The 22157-nt window shown below is 59.9% G+C and carries 20 protein-coding genes; 10 read left to right on the top strand and 10 right to left on the bottom strand.

Annotated elements, in window-relative coordinates; translation table 11 throughout:
• Window positions 1-68: 68 nt before the first annotated feature.
• Both D0851_RS11500 and D0851_RS11505 read right to left on the bottom strand, forming a co-directional pair.
• The gene (locus D0851_RS11500; protein ID WP_117618778.1) at window positions 69-395 is read right to left on the bottom strand and encodes a CcdB family protein; all 327 of its coding nucleotides are present in this window, start codon (window positions 393-395) and stop codon (window positions 69-71) included.
• Complete coding sequence (locus D0851_RS11505) at window positions 395-640, bottom strand: type II toxin-antitoxin system CcdA family antitoxin (protein WP_071267913.1); 246 nt, start codon at window positions 638-640, stop codon at window positions 395-397. Before D0851_RS11505 ends, D0851_RS11500 begins: the two co-directional genes overlap by 1 nt.
• A 240-nt stretch (window positions 641-880) precedes the next feature.
• Between D0851_RS11505 and D0851_RS11510 the strand changes: the two genes are divergently transcribed.
• Window positions 881-1069: a YHS domain-containing protein gene (locus D0851_RS11510; protein WP_117618779.1), complete on the top strand. Its 189-nt coding sequence runs from the start codon at window positions 881-883 to the stop codon at window positions 1067-1069.
• A gap of 122 nt (window positions 1070-1191) precedes the next feature.
• On the opposite strand, the gene D0851_RS11515 is transcribed toward D0851_RS11510, so the two are convergent.
• Window positions 1192-1341, bottom strand: coding sequence for a hypothetical protein (locus D0851_RS11515; protein WP_205422184.1), 150 nt, complete (start codon window positions 1339-1341; stop codon window positions 1192-1194).
• Between the two features lie 122 nt (window positions 1342-1463).
• Between D0851_RS11515 and D0851_RS11520 the strand changes: the two genes are divergently transcribed.
• Window positions 1464-2129, top strand: coding sequence for a hypothetical protein (locus D0851_RS11520; protein WP_117620374.1), 666 nt, complete (start codon window positions 1464-1466; stop codon window positions 2127-2129).
• Here D0851_RS11520 and D0851_RS11525 read toward each other — a convergent pair.
• A complete protein-coding gene (locus tag D0851_RS11525) occupies window positions 2113-4758 on the bottom strand; it encodes a nitrate reductase (protein ID WP_227539274.1) in 2646 nt (881 codons plus the stop codon). The genes D0851_RS11520 and D0851_RS11525 overlap by 17 nt on opposite strands.
• Window positions 4759-5262: 504 nt before the next feature.
• Between D0851_RS11525 and D0851_RS11530 the strand changes: the two genes are divergently transcribed.
• The 3 genes from D0851_RS11530 (at window position 5263) to D0851_RS11540 (ending at window position 8700) form a co-directional block, all read left to right on the top strand.
• Window positions 5263-6645, top strand: a complete 1383-nt coding sequence (locus D0851_RS11530) for a CmpA/NrtA family ABC transporter substrate-binding protein (protein ID WP_117618781.1) — start codon at window positions 5263-5265, stop codon at window positions 6643-6645.
• Window positions 6646-6672: 27 nt separating this feature from the next.
• Window positions 6673-7680, top strand: a complete 1008-nt coding sequence (locus D0851_RS11535) for an ABC transporter permease (RefSeq protein WP_117618782.1) — start codon at window positions 6673-6675, stop codon at window positions 7678-7680.
• 153 nt (window positions 7681-7833) lie between these two features.
• A complete protein-coding gene (locus D0851_RS11540) occupies window positions 7834-8700 on the top strand; it encodes an ABC transporter ATP-binding protein (protein WP_117618783.1) in 867 nt (288 codons plus the stop codon).
• A gap of 10 nt (window positions 8701-8710) precedes the next feature.
• On the opposite strand, the gene D0851_RS11545 is transcribed toward D0851_RS11540, so the two are convergent.
• Complete coding sequence (locus D0851_RS11545) at window positions 8711-10006, bottom strand: nitrate- and nitrite sensing domain-containing protein (protein ID WP_117618784.1); 1296 nt, start codon at window positions 10004-10006, stop codon at window positions 8711-8713.
• 388 nt (window positions 10007-10394) lie between these two features.
• On the opposite strand from D0851_RS11545, the gene D0851_RS11550 reads away from it, so the two are divergent.
• From D0851_RS11550 to D0851_RS11565, 4 genes are all read left to right on the top strand, one after another.
• On the top strand, window positions 10395-11636 hold the full coding sequence (locus D0851_RS11550; protein ID WP_227539275.1) for an NAD(P)/FAD-dependent oxidoreductase: 1242 nt from the start codon (window positions 10395-10397) through the stop codon (window positions 11634-11636).
• Between the two features lie 46 nt (window positions 11637-11682).
• Window positions 11683-14190 carry a nitrite reductase large subunit NirB gene (nirB, locus tag D0851_RS11555; protein ID WP_117618785.1) on the top strand — a complete coding sequence of 836 codons (2508 nt, stop codon included), beginning with the start codon at window positions 11683-11685 and terminating at the stop codon, window positions 14188-14190.
• Between the two features lie 72 nt (window positions 14191-14262).
• Window positions 14263-14631, top strand: a complete 369-nt coding sequence (gene nirD / locus D0851_RS11560; RefSeq protein WP_117618786.1) for a nitrite reductase small subunit NirD — start codon at window positions 14263-14265, stop codon at window positions 14629-14631.
• A gap of 99 nt (window positions 14632-14730) precedes the next feature.
• Window positions 14731-16098 (top strand): WS/DGAT/MGAT family O-acyltransferase, encoded by a 1368-nt coding sequence (locus D0851_RS11565; RefSeq protein WP_117618787.1) that lies wholly within the window; start codon window positions 14731-14733, stop codon window positions 16096-16098.
• Window positions 16099-16107: 9 nt separating this feature from the next.
• Here the strand turns inward: D0851_RS11565 and D0851_RS11570 are convergent, their stop codons facing one another.
• Both D0851_RS11570 and D0851_RS11580 read right to left on the bottom strand, forming a co-directional pair.
• Window positions 16108-16515 (bottom strand): NINE protein, encoded by a 408-nt coding sequence (locus tag D0851_RS11570; protein ID WP_014578994.1) that lies wholly within the window; start codon window positions 16513-16515, stop codon window positions 16108-16110.
• A gap of 366 nt (window positions 16516-16881) precedes the next feature.
• Window positions 16882-17988 carry a helix-turn-helix domain-containing protein gene (locus D0851_RS11580; RefSeq protein ID WP_053113558.1) on the bottom strand — a complete coding sequence of 369 codons (1107 nt, stop codon included), beginning with the start codon at window positions 17986-17988 and terminating at the stop codon, window positions 16882-16884.
• A gap of 225 nt (window positions 17989-18213) precedes the next feature.
• Between D0851_RS11580 and D0851_RS11585 the strand changes: the two genes are divergently transcribed.
• Window positions 18214-19119 carry a metal-dependent hydrolase gene (locus D0851_RS11585; protein ID WP_053113555.1) on the top strand — a complete coding sequence of 302 codons (906 nt, stop codon included), beginning with the start codon at window positions 18214-18216 and terminating at the stop codon, window positions 19117-19119.
• Window positions 19120-19247: 128 nt separating this feature from the next.
• Here D0851_RS11585 and D0851_RS11590 read toward each other — a convergent pair whose 3' ends face one another.
• From D0851_RS11590 to D0851_RS11600, 3 genes are all read right to left on the bottom strand, one after another.
• Complete coding sequence (locus D0851_RS11590; protein ID WP_008176917.1) at window positions 19248-20033, bottom strand: class II glutamine amidotransferase; 786 nt, start codon at window positions 20031-20033, stop codon at window positions 19248-19250.
• 48 nt (window positions 20034-20081) lie between these two features.
• A complete protein-coding gene (locus D0851_RS11595; protein WP_008176916.1) occupies window positions 20082-21182 on the bottom strand; it encodes a GGDEF domain-containing protein in 1101 nt (366 codons plus the stop codon).
• Between the two features lie 101 nt (window positions 21183-21283).
• Window positions 21284-22099 (bottom strand): SDR family NAD(P)-dependent oxidoreductase, encoded by an 816-nt coding sequence (locus D0851_RS11600; RefSeq protein WP_053113553.1) that lies wholly within the window; start codon window positions 22097-22099, stop codon window positions 21284-21286.
• Window positions 22100-22157: the final 58 nt, after the last annotated feature.

Here is a 22157-nt window from a genome sequence, read left to right on the forward strand (position 1 = left end):
AAGGGCTTGAGCTGTATGATGGGAAACTATCACGTACAGTTCTTATGGGGCGAAGGGCCGCAAGGGCCTTAGCTACCAGGTAAGCCAGTGATAGCAAGATCCAGAGCTCCAACAATCTGGGCTCTGAAATGCGAGAGGGAGCCAATTGGGCTTTTGAGATGCTTTTCAGGCACAGAGGAAATTTGCGGGGTTAACAGCAGTAGTTCCTGGTCGGCAAAGCTGATTTCCGGAGTTAGTCCGTGCATGGCTCCTCCACCAAAGGCGGAACGTTTGCCAAGAGGGATAACAATGCGGGTTGCCAGTTCGCTCAGGAGGCTGCTCTGAATATCGACAAGGTAAGGATAGTGCGCTTTGCTGACTTTGCTTGGGTTGGGATACACATCGAACTGTGCCATCAGAACTCCCTGAATTCGTCGCCGAAGCATCCATGTTGTTCGACGAAATCGTTATAACTTTTGATCGCGGCGCGATTTTCCTCGACCCATTGGGCTGCTTCTCGTTTTGAAAGCTCTTCTTTCAGAGCTCGTTCCAGGGTGGCAGACAAGTTAATGTTCAGTTCCCGGGTTTTCCGCAGCAGATCGCTATTGATTGAGAGGTTCGCTGCTTTTTTGGGTGCGGCTGCATTGTAGAGTTCGGCCATAGGAGCCTCCAAGTGGCGATTTAATGCATCGCTTCAGTTTATGCGCACATAAATGCGCATTCAAGCATTTAACCAATGGCCGTTGTCGGACCGGCCCCCGGTCATTTGAATCGGAGGCATGTGCAATTGATGCGTATCAACAGAAGGACGCGACCAGTGCGATAGGCTCGAATGAAGCAGTTTTGTACACTGCGTCAATGCCGACTTGCTGCGAGCTTGCAGCAGAGGAGTGAAGTAAAAATGAAACGGGAAAGAAACGAACGCAGCCACAAGGATCCGGTCTGTGGCATGGAGGTCAGCCCTATCGCCGCAGTTGATCAACTCATTCACGAGGGCAAGACCTATTACTTTTGTTCCGAAGCCTGTAGTGAAGCCTTTGAGGCTGAGCCCGCGAGATACCTCCGACATCACCGTCAGCACGGAATGTAGTTGGGATAGCACGCATGAACGGGCCACGTCGCCATGTACTAATTGGCGCAAACGCAAGCGAACATTAAAAGTCCTTTATCCGGCTGTTCGGTTTGCCAAGGTTCACTATCGCCCGGAACTTCTCAGCGATGGGGGAAACCGGTGAAGGTCACCCTCAGCCCCTGGTAATCCGCATCCTCGGTAATAGCCCCAGCGTTCAGGGTATCCAGATCGAAACGCAAGCCGTCATCTGCCCACCAGCGTCTATAAACAATACTGAAGAGCCAGACCATAGCAAACCGCAATTCCGGGCGTTAAGCTTGGAGAACCAAACCTATCGCGGATGATGACAAGGTATCGAAGTTTGCTGAAAACGCCCCTATTAACCGAAACCGCCGTTGGCCTTGGCGAACTGATGTGTTCCGTGACCCGGGACTGCCTCTGGCAACCCGCCGAGCAATGGGTCCGGAAACGCAGCCCGGGCAGTTTCCTGCATTGCCGCGTGGGTTCGGGCCAGGCGACCTACCACCGTTTCGATTCCCGCGACAGGCAACATCTGATCACCTACGGGGTTCGCATGATTGCCGCCAAGCACCAGCCGGAAACAGCCAGCGGCTGGCTGTCCGGGCGGGAGATCCGGAAACGGGGTTACTTTGGTGGCGAGCTGAGCACCCTGAACCTGCTGGCCCATACCTGCTGCCACGAGTTTGCCCATCTGCTACAGCAAAGCGCCGGGCAGCGGCGCCGGGGTTCGGTGCACAACCGGCACTTCTACACCATTCTGGATGAGTTGCACGAAAGCGGTGCCGCAGGAGCCACGCGGGAGGCGCTTGCCGACCAGGCCCGGAAACAGGCGCTGGCGTTACCGGACACACCCTTTGAGCCAGTGGACACCCGGCAGCATCTGGACCGCTGGCAAGTGGGAGATACCGTTAGTTTCGGTGCCGGCCTCCGGGAGCTGCACGGGCAGATCATCCGGGTCAATCGCAAGACCTGTACCGTGGATGGCATCGGGTCCTCGAAAGGGGTGCGCTACCGGGTGCCGGTGCAGATGCTGAGCCCGCTTACACCGCCTCGGTAACGGACACCAGCAAACTCCGGATCTCCGGCAAACAGGATCCGCAGTTGGTGCCACACTGCAGGTCCCGACCCAGTGCGTCCACGCTGTTCACACCCCGTTCAATCGCCTGCTGTATCTGCCGGTCACCCACCTGGAAGCAGCTGCAAACCAGGTTGCCGGCATCATCTCCATCCACTGCCCTTGCCGCCAGCAGGCCGCGCCGGGTGGTCTCGTCGAGCTCCGGCTGGCTGAAGCAGCTGGCCAGCCAGTCCATGGATGGCAGGGCGTCCGGTTCACGGTCCACCATTAAAACCGCCTCCAGCTGACCATTGTACAACCGGGCCGCTCTGAAGCGGCCCTCACGGACATCTTCCATAACCAGTTGCGGCTGGCCGCCCAGCCAGTCTGGCACTGCGGTTTTCCAGTCCATGGGTGACTGCCCGGCGACGGTCCAGTTGTCGCAATCAGCCAACGTCTGGCGGGCCCAGTAGTCTGCTGTCCAACGTTTCGGCCGGTCCCGTCGTACCAGCAAACGACCGTGCCAGCGGGCCGGCCAGTGCGCCAGGGTGGCGCGACCGTGCTTGGCCTCCGGTTGTCCGGAAACCGGATCCACCACGCTGTCGGTCAGTGCGGTGGCCAGGCCCTGCCCGGTAAACTGGTCGTTCCAGTGAATCGGCACAAACACCTCGCCACGTCGCTGATCTGGTGTCGCTCGGACCCGGCCGACAAAGTGGCCGTGGGCGCTACTGAGTGTCGCCAATGCCCCCGGCGTCAGGGAAAGCGCCTGGATATCCTCGGGATGCACCTCGATAAACGGCTCAGGCCGGTGCGCCAGCAAACGGCTGGACCGGGCGGTCCGGGTCATGGTGTGCCACTGGTCGCGGATGCGCCCGGTATTCACAATCACCGGGAATGCATCCGTCGGCGGCCTTGCCGGGAGTCGAGAGGCTATCGGAATCAGGCGTGCCCGGCCGTCGCTGGTGGCGAACCGGCCATCAGTAAACAGACGCCTCGAATCAGAGGCCGACCCGGTGACCGGCCACTGCCGGGGCTCAAGGGTGTCATACTGGTCATCACTGAGCTCCGCCAGCCCGGAAATATCAAAGAAACGCTGACCGGAATTCTCAAAACCCGACAAGCGGGCATGTTCCCGGAAAATGTCCGCCGGCCCCTTATAGTCGAAACCGCCACCGTGCCCCAGGGCCCGGGCCACTTCGCTGATGATCCACCAGTCCGGCCGGGCCTCACCGGTCAGCGGCAGGAAGCGGCGCTGGCGGGAAATGCAGCGTTCGGAATTGGTGACCGTGCCGTCCTTCTCGCCCCAGCCCGCCGCCGGCAGCAGGATGTCCGCGTGGCGGGCGGTGTCGGTATCTTTGTCGCAGTCCGAAACGATGACTGTCGGGCACCGGGCCAGGGCCCGGCGGATACGATCGGTTTCCGGCAAACTGACCGCCGGATTGGTGGCCATGATCCACAGCACCTTGATATCGCCGCGCTCGACCGCGTCGAACAGGTCAACGGCTTTCATTCCGGGCCCTTCCGCTACGGCGTCCGTACCCCAGAACCGGGCCACCCGGTCCCGGGCACCCGGGCTGTCATAATCCATGTGGGCTGCGAGGGAGTTGGCGAGCCCGCCCACTTCCCGGCCACCCATGGCATTGGGCTGCCCGGTCAGGGAAAACGGACTGGCGCCGGGCTTGCCAACCCGGCCGGTTGCCAGGTGGCAATTGATAATCGCGTTGCCCTTGTCGGTCCCGGCGGAGGACTGGTTGATTCCCTGTGAGAACGCGGTCACCGTGCGCGGCTCCTCCCTGAACCAACGGTAGAAGGTGGTGACGCTCTCAATGGGCAGGTCACAGAGTCGGGCCACCGCCTCAGGCGAGGGTGCCGCCGATTTCGCGGCCCTCAGGGTGTTTTCGAATCCTTCGCAGTGCTCCGCCAGGTAACGGCGGTCAAGGCCCTCCTGGTCCGCCAGCCAAACCAGCAGGCCATTGAACAACACGGTATCTGTTCCGGGGCGTATGGCCAGGTGCAAATCCGCCAGATCGCTGGTGACGGTTTTACGGGGATCAATGACCACTACCCGGCGACCGGGCCGGCCCGAGGCCTTCATTCTCTGGTAGAGCACCGGATGGGCCCAGGCGGCATTGCTGCCGGCCAGTACCAGCAGATTCGCCAGTTCCAGATCCTCGTAACAGGCGGGCACCAAATCGCCCCCGAAAGCCCGCTTGTGGGCGGCGACAGCAGAAGACATGCACAGCCGGGAATTGGTGTCTACATGGGGCGTGCGGATAAACCCCTTGGCCAGCTTGTTGGCCACGTAATAGTCTTCCGTCAGCAGTTGACCGGAAAGATAGAAGGCCACGGACCCGGGGCCATGAACGGCCACCGATTCGCGGATAGCCCGGGCGACTTCCGTTACTGCCCGGGGCCAGGTGCTTTCCCGCCCGAAGACATTCGGCTTCAACAGTCGTCCATCCTGGGTCAGGGTTTCGTGCAAGGCGGAGCCCTTCACGCACAGGCGGCCCAGATTCGCGGGATGGGTCTCATCCCCCTGGGTGGCGGATGGCGACGCATTCACACCACAACCCACGCCGCAGTATGGACAGGTGGTTTGAACCGTCGCCGGTCTATTGTTGGTTCCGGTCACAGCACATCCTTTTGTTTCAGAAACAAAAAGCCCGCCAATCCGGATGCCATAGGGGGCCATCAGGGGCGGGCTTCGTTGCCAATAGGATTAAGTTGTCTTGAACAGATAGGTACGCGGCTGCAATAACAGGGCCACTCCGGACGGAATCGGCTCTAAGCCCTGCCAGCGCCCGTATACGGCGGCTCTGAAGGATTTCATTCCTGCCAGATTGCAAAACGGTCTCGCGTCGACGACCAAACCCGGTATCAAATTGGTGCAAACCTGACCGTCGGCGCACTAAAACCATCCGGATACCCATTCCCTTTCCCGGGCACCCATTGGCGATAAACCTCTAACTCTCTGTTTTAAGACGCCTTAAAGATATGGCATGGGGCGTGCAAGAGCCTTTTACAGAACGCGCGTTTACGACTCAACAGAAAACCGATCCCCAGGCACAGGCGCCTGCTTTCCGGCAACGGAAAGCAGGCGTTTTTTTGTCTGGGCCAAACAGAATGAGGCACACCCATGCAGATACTCACACGACAACCTGCCCGATGGCTTACTCGAATGCTACTGGTGGCCACCTTCTGGGCCAGCAGTGCGCTGGCCCAGGATGAAATAGGTCCGGCCGAAAAGCCCGACCTCAAGCTCGGCTTTATCAAACTGACGGACATGGCACCGCTGGCGGTTGCCTGGGAACAGGGCTTCTTCATGGACGAAGGCCTGTTCGTGGAACTGGAGGCACAAGCCAACTGGAAAGTACTGCTGGACCGGGTAATCACCGGGGAGCTGGACGGCGCCCATATGCTGGCGGGTCAGCCCCTGGGCGCTTCCATTGGTTACGGCACCCGCGCGGATATCATTACCGCCTTCAGCATGGACCTGAACGGCAATGGCATTACCGTCTCCAATGATGTCTGGGACACCATGAGCCAGCACATTCCAGACAATGCAGATGGAAAACCCGAACATCCGATCAGTGCCAGTGCTCTGTTGCCAGTGGTTGAAGCCGCCCGGGACCGGGGCGAACGGTTTCGCATGGGAATGGTGTTTCCGGTTTCCACCCACAACTATGAGCTGCGCTACTGGCTTGCCGCCGGTGGCCTGAACCCGGGCTACTATGCGCCACAGCGCGGCGACACCAGCGGCACCCTGGAGGCAGACGTGCATCTTTCGGTCACGCCACCGCCGCAGATGCCCGCCACCATGGAAGCAGGCACCATCCAGGGCTACTGCGTGGGCGAGCCGTGGAATCAGCAAGCCGTGTTCATGGGCATCGGTGTGCCGGTAATTACCGATTACGAGATCTGGCCGAACAACCCGGAAAAGGTCTTCGGGGTGACCCGCCAATGGGCCGAGGACTACCCCAACACCCATCTGCGCCTGCTGCGGGCCCTGATTCGCGCTGCCCACTGGCTGGATGAGAACAACAATGCCAACCGCGGGGAAGCCGTGAAAATCCTCGCGCGCTCCAACTATGTCGGTGCCGATGAGGCGGTGATCGCCAACTCCATGACCGGCACCTTCGAGTATGAAAAGGACGATGTCCGTGAGGTACCGGATTTCAACGTCTTCTTCCGTTACCACGCCACCTACCCCTACCCGTCCGATGCCATCTGGTATCTCACCCAGATGCGCCGCTGGGGCCAGATTCCCGAGGCCAGGCCGGACGACTGGTACATGGAGACGGCAGCCCGTGTCTACCGTGCCGATATCTATGAGCAGGCCGCCCGGTCACTGATTGCGGACGGAACCCTGGAAGCATCGGATTTTCCGGATTTCGATGCCGAAAACTTCCAGCGCCCGCAACAGGGTGAGCTGATTGACGGTGTGGCCTTCACCCCCCGGACACCGAACGCCTATATCGACAGTTTCGACATTGGCCTGAAAGGCACGCAAACCCCGTAACCGGGTTTGCAAGGAGGTTTTATCACCATGACTACGATCACTTCGGCCAACAGCACCCCTCAGTCACCGCGCTGGCTGGCCCAGAGGCTCAAGGCCCTGGGCGATGCCCTGGCACCCGATCAGCTGGCTGCTGCCGGTCGGCAACTATTGCTGCCATTGATGGGCATTCTGGTGTTTGTCGGCTTCTGGCACCTGGCCGCGCCCCAGGTGGACACCTCCCTGGGCAGCTTTCCCGGCCCGGCCCAGGTCTGGGAACAGTCGGGCCAGCTCTGGCAGGAGCACGTCAGCCAGCGCGAGCGGGCTGACAGGTTCATTGCCATGCAGGAAGAGCGGAACGCCCGCATTCTGGCGGACAATCCGGAGGCCGAGGTAAAAATCCGCAACTACCCCGGCGCGCCCACCTTTCCGGACCAGGTTGTAACGAGTCTGTTCACGGTTCTGGCGGGGTTTGTACTGGCGACGGCAATCGCGGTGCCGCTGGGCATTGTGGTGGGCCTGAACCGGCATTTCCAGGCCGCGGTCAATCCGCTGATCCAGATCTTCAAACCGGTATCGCCACTGGCCTGGCTGCCCCTGGTCACCATGGTGGTGTCTGCCACCTACGTGAGCGATGACCCGATGTTCGAGAAGTCGTTCCTGACCTCCATGATCACGGTCACCCTGTGCAGCCTCTGGCCCACGCTGATCAACACCAGTGTTGGCGTGGCAGCGGTACACCCGGACCTGCTGAATGTGTCCCGGGTGTTGCGCCTGTCCTTCTGGACCCATGTCCGCAAGGTGGTATTGCCTTCTTCGGTCCCGATGATTTTCACGGGGCTTCGGGTGTCACTGGGGATTGCCTGGATGGTGCTGATCGCAGCCGAGATGCTGGCCCAGAGCCCGGGGCTTGGCAAGTTCGTGTGGGATGAATTCCAGAACGGCAGCAGTGAGTCCCTGAGCCGGATCATGGTGGCGGTGCTGGCCATCGGGTTTATTGGCTTTGTACTGGATCGGGTGATGCTTTTGATTCAGCGTCGGGTTGCGTGGAACGAGTGAACTCCGCTTTGGAGCAAGCCGCACCGGGTGGGTTACGCCTCCCGAAACACGCGGCGAGTACATCCCTGTACGCTCCGCCAAAACATCCATGTTTTTGAGGGTTTCGGGAGGCGTAACCCACCCGGCGCTCCGTTTACCAGAGAGGTGCTCTCCATGACCAAATCACATCTTGAATTAACCGGCGTTGAGATGACATTCGATACGCCGAAAGGGCCGTTCGTGGCCCTGGACAACATCAATCTGAAGATAAAAAAGGGAGAGTTTGTTTCCCTGATCGGGCACTCCGGCTGTGGCAAGTCCACGGTCCTCAACATTGTGGCGGGCTTGCTTCAGGCCACCAAGGGTGGCTGCGTACTGGATGGCCATGAGGTGAATTCGCCAGGACCGGAACGGGCGGTGGTGTTTCAGAACCATGCGCTGATGCCCTGGCTGACGGTGTACGAGAACGTGGAACTGGCGGTACAGCAGGTGTTTCGCAGGTCCATGAGCAAACAGGAACGGCGCGACTGGATTCACCACAATCTGGAGCTGGTGAATATGGCCCATGCGGCCGACAAGCGGCCGGGTGAGGTCTCCGGTGGCATGGCCCAGCGGGTGGGGATTGCCAGGGCCCTGGCCATGAAACCCAGTGTGCTGCTGATGGACGAGCCGTTTGGCGCCCTGGATGCCCTGACCCGGGCTCACCTGCAGGACTCATTGATGGAGATTCAGCAGGAGTTGAACAATACGGTGATCATGATTACCCACGATGTGGACGAGGCGGTGTTGCTGTCTGACCGGATCATCATGATGACCAACGGACCGGCGGCGACCGTCGGCGAGGATCTGTACATTGATCTGCCCCGGCCCCGGAACCGGGTGACCCTGGCAGATAACCCGGAATACGTGCACTACCGGCAGGAGGTCTTGCGATTCCTGTACGAGAAGCAACGCAAGCTGGAGCACATCTCGCCACGTCGTTCCGGAAAGCCCGAAGCGCCCGAGACCAAAGAATCGGAGTCCCGGGCGGCCAGGGCCTGAGCCGGCCCAATCACTTCAATACATCCGCCATGGACACCAGGGCCCGGGCGACTTCGGGCAGTTTCCGGCCCTGGTCCATGGCCAGTTTCCGTAACACCCGGTGTGCTTCGTCGTTGCTGATCCTGCGATGGTCCATCAGCAGCAGCACCGCCTTTTCCTGGGTTTTCCGGTCTTCCAGGGCTTCCCGGGCACTCCGCAACTCATCGGTCATCTGTTGCAGGCGCCGGGTCTGCTCCTGAACCAGATCAAAGATGGAGCGGCCAAACTGCTGCCCGACACCGTCGCTGGCCCAGGATTCACCCACCTGCCGCTCGTTTCCCGAATCGCACAGTACCAGCATGGGCTGCGAGGTCGGTTCCTGGGCATCCAGGGACATGATCAGGGTTTCCTGATGGGCCAGGGAGTTCCGGGCGTCGGCAAAACGCTCGGTGCAGCGGGCGTGAAAGCAGCCTTCCACCGAATCCTCCACCTTTTTCAGTTCATCCATCCGCTCGGACATCAACCTGAACCAGTCGTCTGCCAGGGCGGGATCGAGGCTTTTGTAGCGGCCTATGGCTGTACCCCGTTGCCGAAGCTTTTCGATATCGGCCTCGCGAGGGTTGTCGCGCAGTTTTTCCCACAGGTCCAGGGAACCATCATCCGCAAAGCTGGTGAACACGTCAAAACAGCGCTCCTGCGCCTCAATCAGGTGCGCCATGCGCTCAGACAGTGCACGATCAAACCGGCCGCTGGAAAAGCCCGCCGACCCCACAGCCCGTTCCTGGCCGCAGAACTCCTTGCCGTTCATCAGATGCACCATGGCCACCAGGAGCCCGGCAATGGTGGGGTCAACAGCGGTATCCGCGGCCTCAAACACCACCGCAATCAGGTTATGTATAAGGCAGCTGTAATCCTCTGTGGCCGAGGGCGCCGTCACTTTCCGGGCAACCACACAACGCCGCAGTTCCGGCAGCCCCTCCAGGCTATGAAGTGCAGTGGCCAACTGGTTCAGCAGCCGGCTGCTCACCGGGTGGGCGGTCAGTTCCCGATGGATCTCCGCCAGGGCCTGATCGAACTCTCCACGCAGCCGATCAGATGCCGCGACCATGGTTTGTCGCTCCTGGGCAAATTTCTCGCCGGCAGAGCCCAGAAACACATTGGAAGCGCCCCGCTCGCACTGCAGCGCATGCACCAGGTTGCTGATGCACTGGACCAGTTTGCCCATCTGCAGGAAATACTGGAGATTCATCAACTCGCAGCTCTTTGAGGCGATCAGGTAATCGCCCGCTGAAGGCGATTTATGAGCGGCGGCGCGTTTCGTGTTCATAACAGACTCCGGAGGCACGGCAGCCTCGAATGCAACAATCAATGACAGGTCAGATCGCTCACGGAACCAACCTCTGGACAGTTGTGATGTGAGCAATTACCGCGCCACCGCACTCTGGCCCCAAAGCCGTGCAAACTGCCCCGCGGCAGGGCAGTTTTTTTGCGCCAGCCTGGTCAACACACAGACAAAAAACACTTACTTTATTGATTTTATTGAATTATAAAAACTGGCACGAAGATCGCTTTGCATTAAGCAAGGACGAACCTCCCGGCCAAGGATCAGGCCGGACCATCAGATCATTGTTGTTGGCATTGGCGCCGGACCATCGACTTCCCTCGGGAATAGATGCTCCGGCTTTTTTTGTTTGCCAGAAACGAAACGGACGGGCATGAAGGTGATGACTAAACAGAGCGAATCGACCCTGGTGATCTGCGGGCATGGAATGGTTTCCCAGCGCCTGCTGGAAGCCCTTTGCCGTGAGCCGGGGCGGCCGTTTACCCGCATTGTCGTGTTCAATGGCGAAACAACGCCTGCCTATAACCGGATACAGCTCTCGTCGCTGCTCGCCGGCGGAACCGACGAACGCTCCCTTGCCTTGCAGCCCGGCGACTGGTTCCGGGACAACGCCATAGAAGTACACGATGGCGAACCGGTTACGGCCATCAACCGGCAGGACCGTACGGTCGCTACCGCAACCGGCCGGGTCCAGTCCTACACGCACCTGGTTCTGGCCACCGGCTCACGGCCCGCGAAACCGGGTGTGCCGGGTGAGGATCTCCCGGGCGTCATGACGTTCCGGGATCTGGACGATACCCGGGTCCTGATTGAGACCACCCGGCGCCACCGCCGGGCGGTGGTGATCGGCGGAGGCTTTCTCGGCCTGGAGGCCGCCGAAGGTCTCCGGCAACGCGGTATGGCCGTCACCCTTCTGCATCGAAGTGGCCACCTGCTGAACCGGCAACTGGACGCGGTCGGCGGGCACCTGCTGCAACAGCACATGGAAGATCGTGGCCTCTCCATTCGCACCAAGGCTTCTCCCAGGGCACTGCTCGGCCGCCATCAGATTCGTGCGGTGCAGTTGGAGGACGAAACCCTGATCAGCACTGACCTGGTGGTGATTGCCGCCGGGATCTCACCCTCGATCGGATTGGCCCGGGACGCCGGTCTGGCTTGCGACCGCGGCATCCTGGTGGATGGCCGGCTGCGGACCACAGACCCGGCAATTTCTGCGCTGGGCGAATGCTGCCAGCTCGGAGACACCACCTTCGGCCTGGTGGAGCCGGGGTACCAGCAGGCGGAGGTGCTCGCCGGCGTGCTCAATGGCAGCACACCGGAGGCGGAGTACCGGCCAGTGGACACACCAACACGGCTGAAAATCAGCGGTGTCCCCATTTTTTCCTGCGGCCAGGTCAGCGCCGGCCCGGACACCGAATCGGTGGTCTGGCAGGACCACGAACAGAATCACTATTGCCGGCTGCTGATCAAGAACCAGCGCCTGACCGGCGCCGTGCTGCTGGGTGATACCCGAGACGGCCCCTGGTACAGCCAGCGCATTCTGCAGCAGGACGACATTTCCCGGTACCGGGATCACATTGCATTCGGCAAAAACTACTGCGAGGCGGCGGCCTGAGCCTTCAGCCCATAGAGAGCCATCCGCCCGGAAAGAGGACAAACCCATGAGCAAGAAAACCCTGATAGTCGTCGGCAATGGCATGGTCGGCCACCATTTCCTGGAGCAATTCTGCGCCAGCCCGGCCGCTGCCGATTTCGAGATCATCGTGTTTGGCGAGGAAAAGCAACTGGCCTACGACCGGGTTCACCTGTCGGAGTATTTCGGCGGCTCTACCCATGCGGATCTGGCCATGGGTACGCTGGAGTGGTACACCGGGCAGGGCATTCAGTTGCACCTGAATGAACAGGTGACCGGCATCAACCGGGAAAACCGAACCGTGGAAACGCCACAGGGCAGCTACCGGTACGACGAACTGGTACTGGCCACCGGCTCCTATCCGTTTGTGCCGCCGATTGCGGGCAATGATCGCCGCCATTGCCTGGTCTACCGGACCCTGGACGACCTGGACGCCATTCGCGCCAGCTCGGACGGCGTCCGGACCGGTGTGGTTGTCGGCGGAGGCCTGCTGGGCCTGGAGGCAGCCAACGCCCTGAAGTGCCTCGGGCTGGACGCCCACGTCGTGGAATTCGCGCCCCGGCTGATGCCGGTTCAGCTCGATGCCGACGGCGGCGCCCTGCTGCGCAAAAAAATCGAGGAACTGGGCGTTCAGGTGCATACCGAGAAGATGACCACGGCCATTACCGAAGGCCAGGATGCCCGCCTGCGCATGAACTTCAGCGATGACTCCTTTCTGGAGACCGACCTGATTGTGTTCTCCGCCGGCATCCGCCCCCAGGACGCCCTGGCCCGGGCCAGCGGCCTGGAAATCGGCGAGCGCGGCGGTATCGTGATCGACAACCACTGCACCACATCGGACCCCCATGTCCATGCCATTGGCGAGTGCGCGCTCTGGGAACAGAAGATTTTCGGCCTGGTGGCGCCAGGCTACACCATGGCCCGTACTTTATCCGCAAATTTGAACGGCGACCGTGAGACCGCGTTCACCGGGGCCGACATGAGCACCAAGCTGAAGCTACTTGGGGTGGATGTGGGCTCCATCGGCGACGCCCATGCCCAGACGCCGGGCGCCCGCAACATCCGCTTTAACGATGAACAGGCCGGTCACTACCGCCGCATGGTGATCAGCGAGGACGGCAAGACCCTGCTCGGCGCCATCCTGGTGGGCGACAACAGCCACTACGACACCTTGCTGCAGTACGCCCTCAACGGCATCGCCCTGCCGGACAACCCGGAAACCCTGATCCTGCCGGAAAGCCAGGGCGGCGCACCAGCCCTCGGCCCGGATGCCCTGCCGGAAACTGCAGCCATCTGCTCGTGCCACAACGTGACCAAGGGCGATATCTGCGGTGCCATTGATGCTGGCTGCACGGATTTCGGCAGCGTTAAAGCCGAGACCAAAGCCAGTTCCGGCTGCGGCGGCTGCACCGCCCTGCTTAAAAACGTGGTGGACTGTGAGCTGGAGAAGCGCGGCGTGGAAGTCAGTAAAGACATCTGCGAACACTTCCCGTACAGCCGTCAGGAGCTGTTCCATCTGGTGAAGGTGAACGGTATTCGCACCTTCAGAACGCTTATCAAGCAGCATGGGATGGGCCAGGGTTGTGATATCTGCAAACCAGCAGTCGGATCCATCCTGGCCACCTGCTGGAACGAGCACATCCTGGCCACCGACCATGTGCCGCTGCAGGACACCAACGACACCTTCATGGCCAACATGCAGAAGAACGGCACCTACTCCATCGTGCCGCGTATTCCCGGTGGCGAGATCACCCCGGACAAACTGATTGTGCTGGGTCAGGTCGCCAAGGAATACGATCTGTATACCAAGATCACCGGCGGCCAGCGCGTTGACCTGTTCGGCGCCACCCTGAGCCAACTGCCGGAGATCTGGGAAAAGCTGATCGCCGCCGGCTTCGAGACCGGCCACGCCTACGGCAAGTCACTGCGCACGGTGAAATCCTGTGTCGGCAGCACCTGGTGTCGCTACGGTGTGCAGGACAGCGTGGGCATGGCGATCCGACTGGAGGACCGCTACAAGGGCCTGAGGGCGCCCCACAAGGTGAAGATGGCGGTCTCTGGCTGCACCCGGGAGTGCGCCGAAGCCCAGAGCAAGGACTTTGGCGTGATTGCCACGGAGAAGGGCTGGAACCTCTACGTCTGCGGCAATGGCGGCATGCGGCCGCGCCACGCCGACCTGTTTGCCACCGACCTGTCCGATGAGGAACTGATTCGCACCATCGACCGGGTGGTGATGTTCTATGTGCGCACCGCCGACCGTCTGCAGCGCACCAGTGTCTGGATGGAGAACCTTGAGGGTGGTCTGGAATACCTGAAGCAGGTGGTGCTTGAGGACAGCCTGGGCATTTGCGCCGAGCTTGAGGCGCATATGGAGGGCATTGTCAGTACCTACCAGTGCGAGTGGAAGACCGCCGTGGAGGATCCGGATAAGCGGAAGCGCTTCCGGGAGTTTGTGAATGCGCCTTCGCAGACGGATCCGGTGCAGGAGTGGACGGTTGAGCGGGGGCAGCGTCGGCCTGCTTTGGAGTCTGCGTAGCGTTCCGGTTTTGGTGAAGAGCTGGTAGAAAAAACCGTTCGAGATGAACACAGATCAATTTGGAGAGACATCATGAAAGCACGCACTCGTTGGGATGCGGTATGTACCGTCGAAGATCTGGTGCCGGAGTCCGGCATTGCCGTCTGGACTTCGGACGGGCCGGTGGCGGTGTTTTATCTGCCGCACCGGTTGCCGGCATTGTTTGCCATCAGTCACACTGACCCGTTCAGCGGGGCCAATGTGCTGGCGCGGGGGATTACCGGGGATTTGAAGGGCGAGCCGGTGGTGGCATCGCCGTTGTACAAGCAGCACTTCAGTCTGCGCACCGGTATCTGTCTGGAAGACGATTCCGTGCGGGTCAAAACCTATCCGGTTCTGCTGGACGGCAACCAGATACGTCTGGAAATCTCCGAAACCAGGCAGGAATCGATAGCCGCTTGAACTATGGCCTGGTCGGTGGTCTGAAACTGCACAGGGGTCAATTCCGGAGGCGTTTATCTGCGATACTATTGTCACAATACCGACAACAAGGACGCTCCCGTGAAACCCCTCAGCCCTACGGATCAGCTTTTTCTCTGGCTGGAAAAACGGCAACAGCCCATGCACGTGGGCGGTCTTCAGCTGTTCTCCTTTCCCGACGACGCACCGGACGATTATGTTGCCCAGCTGGCCGACCGGTTAAGGCAGTACACGGATGTAACTCCGCCGTTCAACCAACGCCTGGATTACCGTTTCGGTCAGCCGGTCTGGGTCGAAGACGAGCATCTGGACCTGGAGCATCACTTTCGGTTCGAAGCACTGCCCACACCGGGGCGGGTCAGGGAGCTATTGTCCTTTGTCTCGGCGGAACATTCGCATTTGATGGACCGGGAGCGCCCGCTGTGGGAATTTCATTTGATTGAAGGGCTCGGGGAGCGGCAGTTCGCGGTTTACATCAAGGTGCATCACGCTTTGGTGGACGGTGTCTCAGCCATGCGGATGGTGACACAGATGCTGTGCCAGGATACCTGCGAGCGGGACATGCCGCCGATCTGGGCCATGCCGCTCCGCCCGGCACGGAAAGGTAATGAGGGGGGCCCCTCGCTATGGCGCAGCGTCGGCCACTTGCTGGGCAAGTCCGGCAAACAGCTTGGCACTGTGCCCACCGTGGCCCGGGAACTGCTACGAACCATCAACGACGCCCGAAAGGATCCGGCCTACTCGTCCATCTTCCACGCGCCCCGCAGCATCCTGAACCAGAAGATCACCGGTTCCCGACGCTTCGCCGCGCAATCCTACTGCCTGAGCCGGATAAAGGGTGTGTGCAAGGCCTATGGAACCACGGTCAATGATGTGGTGATGGCCATGTGCGCCACCGCGCTGCGCAGCTACCTGATGAACCAGGACGCCCTGCCGGAAAAGCCGCTGATCGCCATGGTGCCGGTGTCCCTGCGCAAGGATGACAGCTCCGGCGGCAACCAGGTCGGCGTTATCCTCGCCTCACTGCACACCGATGTCACCAGCCCGGTGACACGACTGATGCAGATCCATGAGGACGTGAAAGCCGCCAAGGACCGCTACGCCGACATGTCTGCGGAAGAAATCATCAACTACACCGCCCTGACCCTGGCGCCGGCGGCGTTCAATCTGCTCACCGGCATGGCACCGAAATGGCAGACCTTGAACGTGGTGATTTCCAACGTTCCCGGCCCGCGAGAGACTTGCTACTGGAACGGCGCCACGATGGACGGCATGTACCCGGTCTCCATCGCCATGGATCGCCTGGCCCTGAACATGACCCTGACCAGCTACGGCGACCAGGTGGAATTCGGCCTTATCGGCTGCCGCCGCACGCTACCCAGCCTGCAGCGGATGCTCGACTATCTGGAAGAGGCCCTGGTCGAACTGGAAACCGCCGCCGGCCTGTGATCCGATCGGTCAGCCGAAGCGGCGCTCTTCGTTGCGGATGGAAATCTGGTTGTTCAGAGTCCAGAAATCATACAGCACACCGATCAGGAACAGGCCGCCGGTAAACAGGTAGATGATGCCCGTGATCCATTTGCCCATGTACATCCGATGAATCCCGAACACTCCCAGGAAGGTCAGCAGAATCCAGCCGATGTTGTAGCTGACCTCACCTTCCCGGAACCGAAGATCCGCCTCCCGGTCCATGGCCGGGATCAGGAACAGGTCGATGATCCAGCCGATGAACAGCAGCCCCAGGGTAAAGAACCAGATGGTGCCGGTAACGGGTTTGCCGTAGTAAAACCGGTGTGAGCCCAGGAATCCGAAGATCCAGAGCAGGTAGCCGATCAGTTTGCTGTGGGTGTCTGGGCGTTCTGTCATATCCGTTCTCATCCTTCTGGATTCGTAGCCGATTTACACTATAGACCCAGCCTGCATGTGCTGGGGGCTGGCCGGGGGGAAGGAATATTTTCCCTCGGGAAAAACAACTCGCTTCGCTCAGACATCTTTTTCCTGTCGGGAAAATATTCCTTCCCCCCGTCCGTCGAACCATTGTGGCATAGGATTAGAAAAACAAATTAAGAACGAGCAATAACTCTTCTGACGGCATTCTCAGCTGTCAGCAGGGCGTGGGGTGGGGCATAAATTTTTCGGGGAAAAAGATGTCTGAGCGAAGCGAGTTGCTTTTTACCCGAAAAATTTATGCCCCACCCTGCGACCACGCTCCAAACCAAGAGGCCCAAAAAATCAGGGCCCAACCTCTGGGGCAGGATCCGGACCACCCTCGCGAAACTCGCTGGCCGACTTGCCGGTCCACTTCCGGAAGGCGCGGCTGAAGTTGGAAAGGTCGGCATAGCCCAGCTCGTAGGCAATCTCGCTGACCGATTGGTTGGTATACCGGAGCAGCTGGATCGCCCGGTCTTTCAGCACCGATTCGACAATTTCCCGATAGCTGGTATCCCGGTCCGCCAGCCGGCGTTTCAGGGTGCGCGACGAGACGCAGAAGCGTTCGGCCATGGCTTCCAGTGACGGCAACGGCCCGGGCATCATTCGGAGCATGTTGCGGATCGCCAGGACGATATCGCCCTGTTCCTTCAGCGCCTTCTGCAGCTCGAATTCGCATTGGTCCCGGGCCATTCGGGAGGCTTCCGCATCGGCCAGGCGCATACGCACATCGAGAAGCTCCCGGGGGAACACCATCATTTCGTCGGCCTGGCCGTACTCGAACCGAACCGGAAGCTGGTCGGCAAACCGCTGGTACCAGGGCGGCTCCGGAGCGCTCAGGCGAACGGTGACACCCGGCAGTTTGCCGTCTTCCAGGGCAAAGCCGTGTTTGGCGGCGTCCTCGCGGTCCAGGAGCTGTTCGGTCAGCAGAATCAGGGTGGCGCTGACGGTCTCGGCCAGAAACGGGTAGAGGCCGGGCACTTCGAATTCGGTGCAGAGTTTTACCAGTACCTGATCCCCCGCTTCGGACTGGCTCATACTGAGAAACGGCACCCGCAGATGCAGGTATCGGCGCACAGAATCCAGGGCATCGGCGAAGGTGGGGCTGGTGAGGGCCGCGAAGCCCAGGGTGCCGTGGATTGTCAGCCGCAACTCCCTGGCCAGCGTGAAGCTGAGACCGTCCTGGCCGGCCAGGTTCACGGCCCGTTTGGCCATGATGATGGCATCGGTGACAAACACCCGACTGTCGTTGGACTTGAGATCGTCCGGGCTGAACTCCAGGCCTTCATAGAGTAACCGGTCGTTATAGCCCAGCTGGCGCACTGTCTCGGCCAGAACCCGCAGGTAAGCGCCCGGCACCAGGAACAATCCCAGCATCTGCCGTTCTTTGTCCGGACCGCTTGCGCTCATTGGCATTCCTTATGATTGAGGTGGCTGAAGCACTTCAACTGACTCTATCAGATGCCTCCCGCCGGAACAGTGGGGCCCGGCACACCCGGATCGCCGTCAGCATGGCCAATCAATTTCCAGCCCGTGTCCCATCCTGATCGACCACCGTCCCCTTTGCGCATTCCTGCCAGACATTGACTGCCCCACACTGGAGCCATGACATCAGCCAGAGTGAGGAGTACGCAGATGCTGAGCACTAAAACCACAGAAAAGAAGACGGCTCCGGTTACCAGAGCCTCCAACACACCCGATAACGTCACCATCACAGCCCAGCGCATGGGCTTTGAGTTCGGTGAGCAGGTTCCCCGTTACTGGGTCGATAACAGCTACACCATCAGCCACATCATGAATGCGCTCTCGGTCCTGTTTCCGCAGGGCGAGCAGTTCTTCGTGGATTCGGTAAGAGCGTTCCGGGACCAGATCTCCGATCCCAAACTGAAAGAGGAGATACGCGGGTTCATCGGCCAGGAGGCCATGCACTCACTGGAGCACATCGCCATGAACCAGCACGTTCGTGACCAGGGCATGCCGGTGGAAGAGCTGGAAAAACACCTGGAAGTGGTTCTGGGGATCGCCAGGAAGCTGCCCAAGCGTCACCAGCTGGCCATCACCTGTGCCCTCGAGCACCTGACCGCCATGATGGCCGACATGTTGCTGGAGCGTGACGATGTGCGCCAGGACATGGATGAATCCATGCGTCCGCTGTGGGTCTGGCACGCGATTGAAGAAACCGAGCACAAGGCGGTTGCCTACGATGTGTTCCAGGCGGCTGGCGGCACTTATGCCGAAAGAGCCTTTTATCTCATGTTCAGCACCGCCGCACTGGGCGTGATGAGCACCTATTTTACCAGCCGGATGATGCTGAACGACCGCAAGAACTTCTCGTTGAAGGACACCGCCACCGGTCTCTGGCGCCTGTGGGGCATAAACGGCACCTTCTCAAGCCTGATTCCCACATGGCTGGAGTACTTCAAACCCGGCTTCCATCCCTGGGATCACGACAACAGCGATCTGATTGCCCGTTTCAAGGAAGAAATCCAGGCGCATATTGCACCGCAGTATCAGAAGGGTAATCGCCGGACTCTGCAGTAATCTTCGGAGTTACGCGGACAAGCAGGTGGGGAGGTCTTTGTTCCGGGAAAAACAACTCGCTGCGCTCAGACATCTTTTTCCCTGCACAAAGACCTCCCCACCCACTCATCCGCTTGATCTGGCAGAGATCAGCTGCCCGCTTTGGCCACTCCGGATCGAATGACCTCACCTTTCTTCCATAACCGCCATTCACCTGGCTGGTAAACATCCCACTTTTCATCTGTGGTCAGAGGTTCAGTAACGATCACGCTGACGATGTCGTTGGGCGTCGTTTCCGATTCGAAATCCACCGTTACATCGGCGTCTTTCAGACGGGCAGGACCAAACGGGGCTCTCCGGGTGATGCTGGCCATTTTGGTGGTGCAGTAAGTGAACAGCCAATCACCGTTACTCAGTAGGAGGTTGAAAACGCCCTGGCTGGCGTAGGCGACGGACAACCGGACCAGGCGGTCGATGATTTCATCGGTTCCGTTATTGCGATCGCAGTGCGTTCGAAGGTGGTTAAGAATATCGCAGAACAGCGCCTCGCTGTCGGTGGTTCCGACCGGCTCATAGAACCCTGGAGTCGAACCGAAGCCGGAGAGCTGGCCATTGTGGGCGAACACCCAGTAGCGACCCCAGAGTTCGCGCATGAAGGGATGGGTGTTGGCCAGGCAGGTGTCGCCGACGTTGGCCTGGCGAATGTGGCAGATGGCCACTTCGCTTTTTATTGGATGAGTCTGGACCACTGCGGCGATTCGGGAATTGGCGCTGGCATCGGCGTCGTGGAAGGCCCGTACGCCTTTGCCTTCGTAAAAGGCGACGCCCCAGCCGTCCTTGTGCGGGCCGGTCTGTCCACCCCGACGGGTCAGGCCGGTAAAGCTGAAACACAGGTCAGTGGGGGTGTTGGCGCTCATGGCCAGTAATTCGCACATGGGTTACGTCATTCTTGCCGGAGGATGTCTGCCACAAGAATAACGTAATCAACTCGCTTCGACAGTGAGAATCTCAAGCTGGCGGGGATTGTGGCCGGCGCCGACCACACAGTTACGCCCCGCTCGCTTGCCACTGTAGAGCCACCGATCGGCAACCCGGAACAGGCTTTCGGCCTCGCGACCATGGTCTGGCCACTGGGCTATCCCGAAGGAGGCAGTCACCCGGATGCGGGCTTCCCCGTAGGGCAGTTCAAGGTCAGATATCCGCTGGCGCAGCTCGTCCATCAGGACAAAGGCATCCGCCGGCTTCACATCTCTCAGAATCAGGCCGAACTCCTCGCCACCCAGGCGGCCGACAAAATCGGTGCTCCTCAGCCGTTCGGTCATGCATCGGCTGATGTTTTTCAGAACAAAGTCTCCGGCCTCATGGCCCAGAGTGTCGTTAACGACCTTGAAGTGGTCAATATCCATCACCACCAGCGCAAAACCGGCTCCACTGCGATCGCACTCGGCAATGGTGCGATTCAACGTACCCTGGAAGTTGCTGCGATTGGCGAGGCCGGTCAGTGCGTCAGTCTGGGCCATGTCCACCAGGCGCTGCTCGGACTCTTCGCGGCGCACCTCATACAGGTGAATGAAGGCCAGCATCAGTGCACCGCACAACACCATGTTGAGCAGATCGATCATCGCGTGGGGGCTGCCGACCTGGCCAAGGTGAATGTAATAGATAACGCCCCCGACGAGCATAAAGGGTGCGCTGAGAATCATGCCTTCTTTCTTGCCAAGCAACAGGTAGGCGAGAACCGGCATCATCAGCACCCAGACGAAAGCGGACACCGAGGCTTCCGGTAACAGCATGATCACCAGGAAGAACGCGAACAAAGGCACCAGATAGGCATAGACCCACTGCTGCAGATGAGGAGTGGATTTCAGGCGCCAGACGCCGAAAAAAAGCAAAGTGCTGGCAAACAGCTCAGCAACCGCCACCCATGGGTAGCCATTGAGAAACTGCAGGCAAGCAAAAATCACCAGAGCCGAGCCGGTGATCAGAAAAAGCAGCCGCATCAGTGAGCGGCGATGGCTGTCGCGCAGACCCGAGCGGCTCTGTTCCAGAGTGGCCCCCAGGTCAGAATGGTGAGGCGTATTCATGCTGACTCTTCCTTGGATCAGCTTCCGAGTATAGCCCCGAAAAACTGTTTGTAAAACGTACAGCGAGCCCAAGCTTCAGGCCCGCCGCACGCATCGAGTCTTCAGATATAGAGGTTCTTGCGGGAGAAACGCTCCACCAGCGGCTGGTAAGCAGAACCCAGCAGGCGGTTGATCGCATCAATACCCCAGGCGTCCGGGCCCACCAATATGCGGGACTCATTCTTGAGGATGCCTTTTACAATGATTTCTGCGGCTTTCTCGGGCGTGGTCATGGCGAGTTTATCGAAGCCTTTACGCTGGGCGACGGCGTTCTCGGACTTGCCCATGCGCGCTGCATTGACAATGTTGGTGCGGATACCACCAGGATGCACACAACTCACCGCCACCGGCTGGTTCTCCAGCTTCATTTCCTGGCGCAGGGCTTCGGTGAATCCTCGCACCGCAAACTTGGCGGCGTTGTAGGCGCTCTGCTTGGGCACTCCAATCAGGCCAAATACACTGGAAACGTTCACCACATGGCCATCGCCCGAGGCAATCAGATGGGGCAGGAAGGCCCGGGTACCGTGAGCAACCCCCCAGAAATCAATGTCCATGACCCATTTGAAGTCTTCGTCGGTCATCTCACGGACCGTGGCAGACAGGGCAACGCCCGCGTTGTTGATGACCAGATTGACCTGACCGAAATCTTTCACAACCTCCTCCGCATGGGCAAAGATGGCATCGCGATCAGACACGTCCAGCCGGTAGGTTTTTACATCAGCGCCGCTTAGCGCTGCAGCGGTTTCGGCCAGGCCTGACTCATTGACGTCGGACAGCGCCAGTCGGCAGCCCCGGTCCGCCAGCGATTTGGCGAGCGCGCGGCCGATACCCGAACCGGCACCGGTAACAACGGCAACTTTGTTCTTCAGATTCTTCATGGTCACAGACCTCTTAATTGTAGGCACATCAATTAAAGCAGATACTCTAACAATTGCC

Origin of the sequence: Marinobacter sp. Arc7-DN-1 (genome assembly GCF_003441595.1) — a bacterium.
Classification (GTDB): Bacteria; Pseudomonadota; Gammaproteobacteria; order Pseudomonadales; family Oleiphilaceae; genus Marinobacter; species Marinobacter metalliresistant.

Excerpts from the sequence above, each read along its gene's own strand:
- D0851_RS11500 (WP_117618778.1), bottom strand. The coding sequence starts at position 395 with ATGGCACAGTTCGATGTGTATCCCAACCCAAGCAAAGTCAGCAAAGCG.
- D0851_RS11505 (WP_071267913.1), bottom strand. The coding sequence starts at position 640 with ATGGCCGAACTCTACAATGCAGCCGCACCCAAAAAAGCAGCGAACCTC.
- D0851_RS11510 (WP_117618779.1), top strand. The coding sequence starts at position 881 with ATGAAACGGGAAAGAAACGAACGCAGCCACAAGGATCCGGTCTGTGGC.
- D0851_RS11515 (WP_205422184.1), bottom strand. The coding sequence starts at position 1,341 with ATGGTCTGGCTCTTCAGTATTGTTTATAGACGCTGGTGGGCAGATGAC.
- D0851_RS11520 (WP_117620374.1), top strand. The coding sequence starts at position 1,464 with ATGTGTTCCGTGACCCGGGACTGCCTCTGGCAACCCGCCGAGCAATGG.
- D0851_RS11530 (WP_117618781.1), top strand. The coding sequence starts at position 5,263 with ATGCAGATACTCACACGACAACCTGCCCGATGGCTTACTCGAATGCTA.
- D0851_RS11535 (WP_117618782.1), top strand. The coding sequence starts at position 6,673 with ATGACTACGATCACTTCGGCCAACAGCACCCCTCAGTCACCGCGCTGG.
- D0851_RS11540 (WP_117618783.1), top strand. The coding sequence starts at position 7,834 with ATGACCAAATCACATCTTGAATTAACCGGCGTTGAGATGACATTCGAT.
- D0851_RS11545 (WP_117618784.1), bottom strand. The coding sequence starts at position 10,006 with ATGAACACGAAACGCGCCGCCGCTCATAAATCGCCTTCAGCGGGCGAT.
- D0851_RS11550 (WP_227539275.1), top strand. The coding sequence starts at position 10,395 with ATGAAGGTGATGACTAAACAGAGCGAATCGACCCTGGTGATCTGCGGG.
- nirB (WP_117618785.1), top strand. The coding sequence starts at position 11,683 with ATGAGCAAGAAAACCCTGATAGTCGTCGGCAATGGCATGGTCGGCCAC.
- nirD (WP_117618786.1), top strand. The coding sequence starts at position 14,263 with ATGAAAGCACGCACTCGTTGGGATGCGGTATGTACCGTCGAAGATCTG.
- D0851_RS11570 (WP_014578994.1), bottom strand. The coding sequence starts at position 16,515 with ATGACAGAACGCCCAGACACCCACAGCAAACTGATCGGCTACCTGCTC.
- D0851_RS11580 (WP_053113558.1), bottom strand. The coding sequence starts at position 17,988 with ATGAGCGCAAGCGGTCCGGACAAAGAACGGCAGATGCTGGGATTGTTC.
- D0851_RS11585 (WP_053113555.1), top strand. The coding sequence starts at position 18,214 with ATGCTGAGCACTAAAACCACAGAAAAGAAGACGGCTCCGGTTACCAGA.
- D0851_RS11590 (WP_008176917.1), bottom strand. The coding sequence starts at position 20,033 with ATGTGCGAATTACTGGCCATGAGCGCCAACACCCCCACTGACCTGTGT.
- D0851_RS11595 (WP_008176916.1), bottom strand. The coding sequence starts at position 21,182 with ATGAATACGCCTCACCATTCTGACCTGGGGGCCACTCTGGAACAGAGC.
- D0851_RS11600 (WP_053113553.1), bottom strand. The coding sequence starts at position 22,099 with ATGAAGAATCTGAAGAACAAAGTTGCCGTTGTTACCGGTGCCGGTTCG.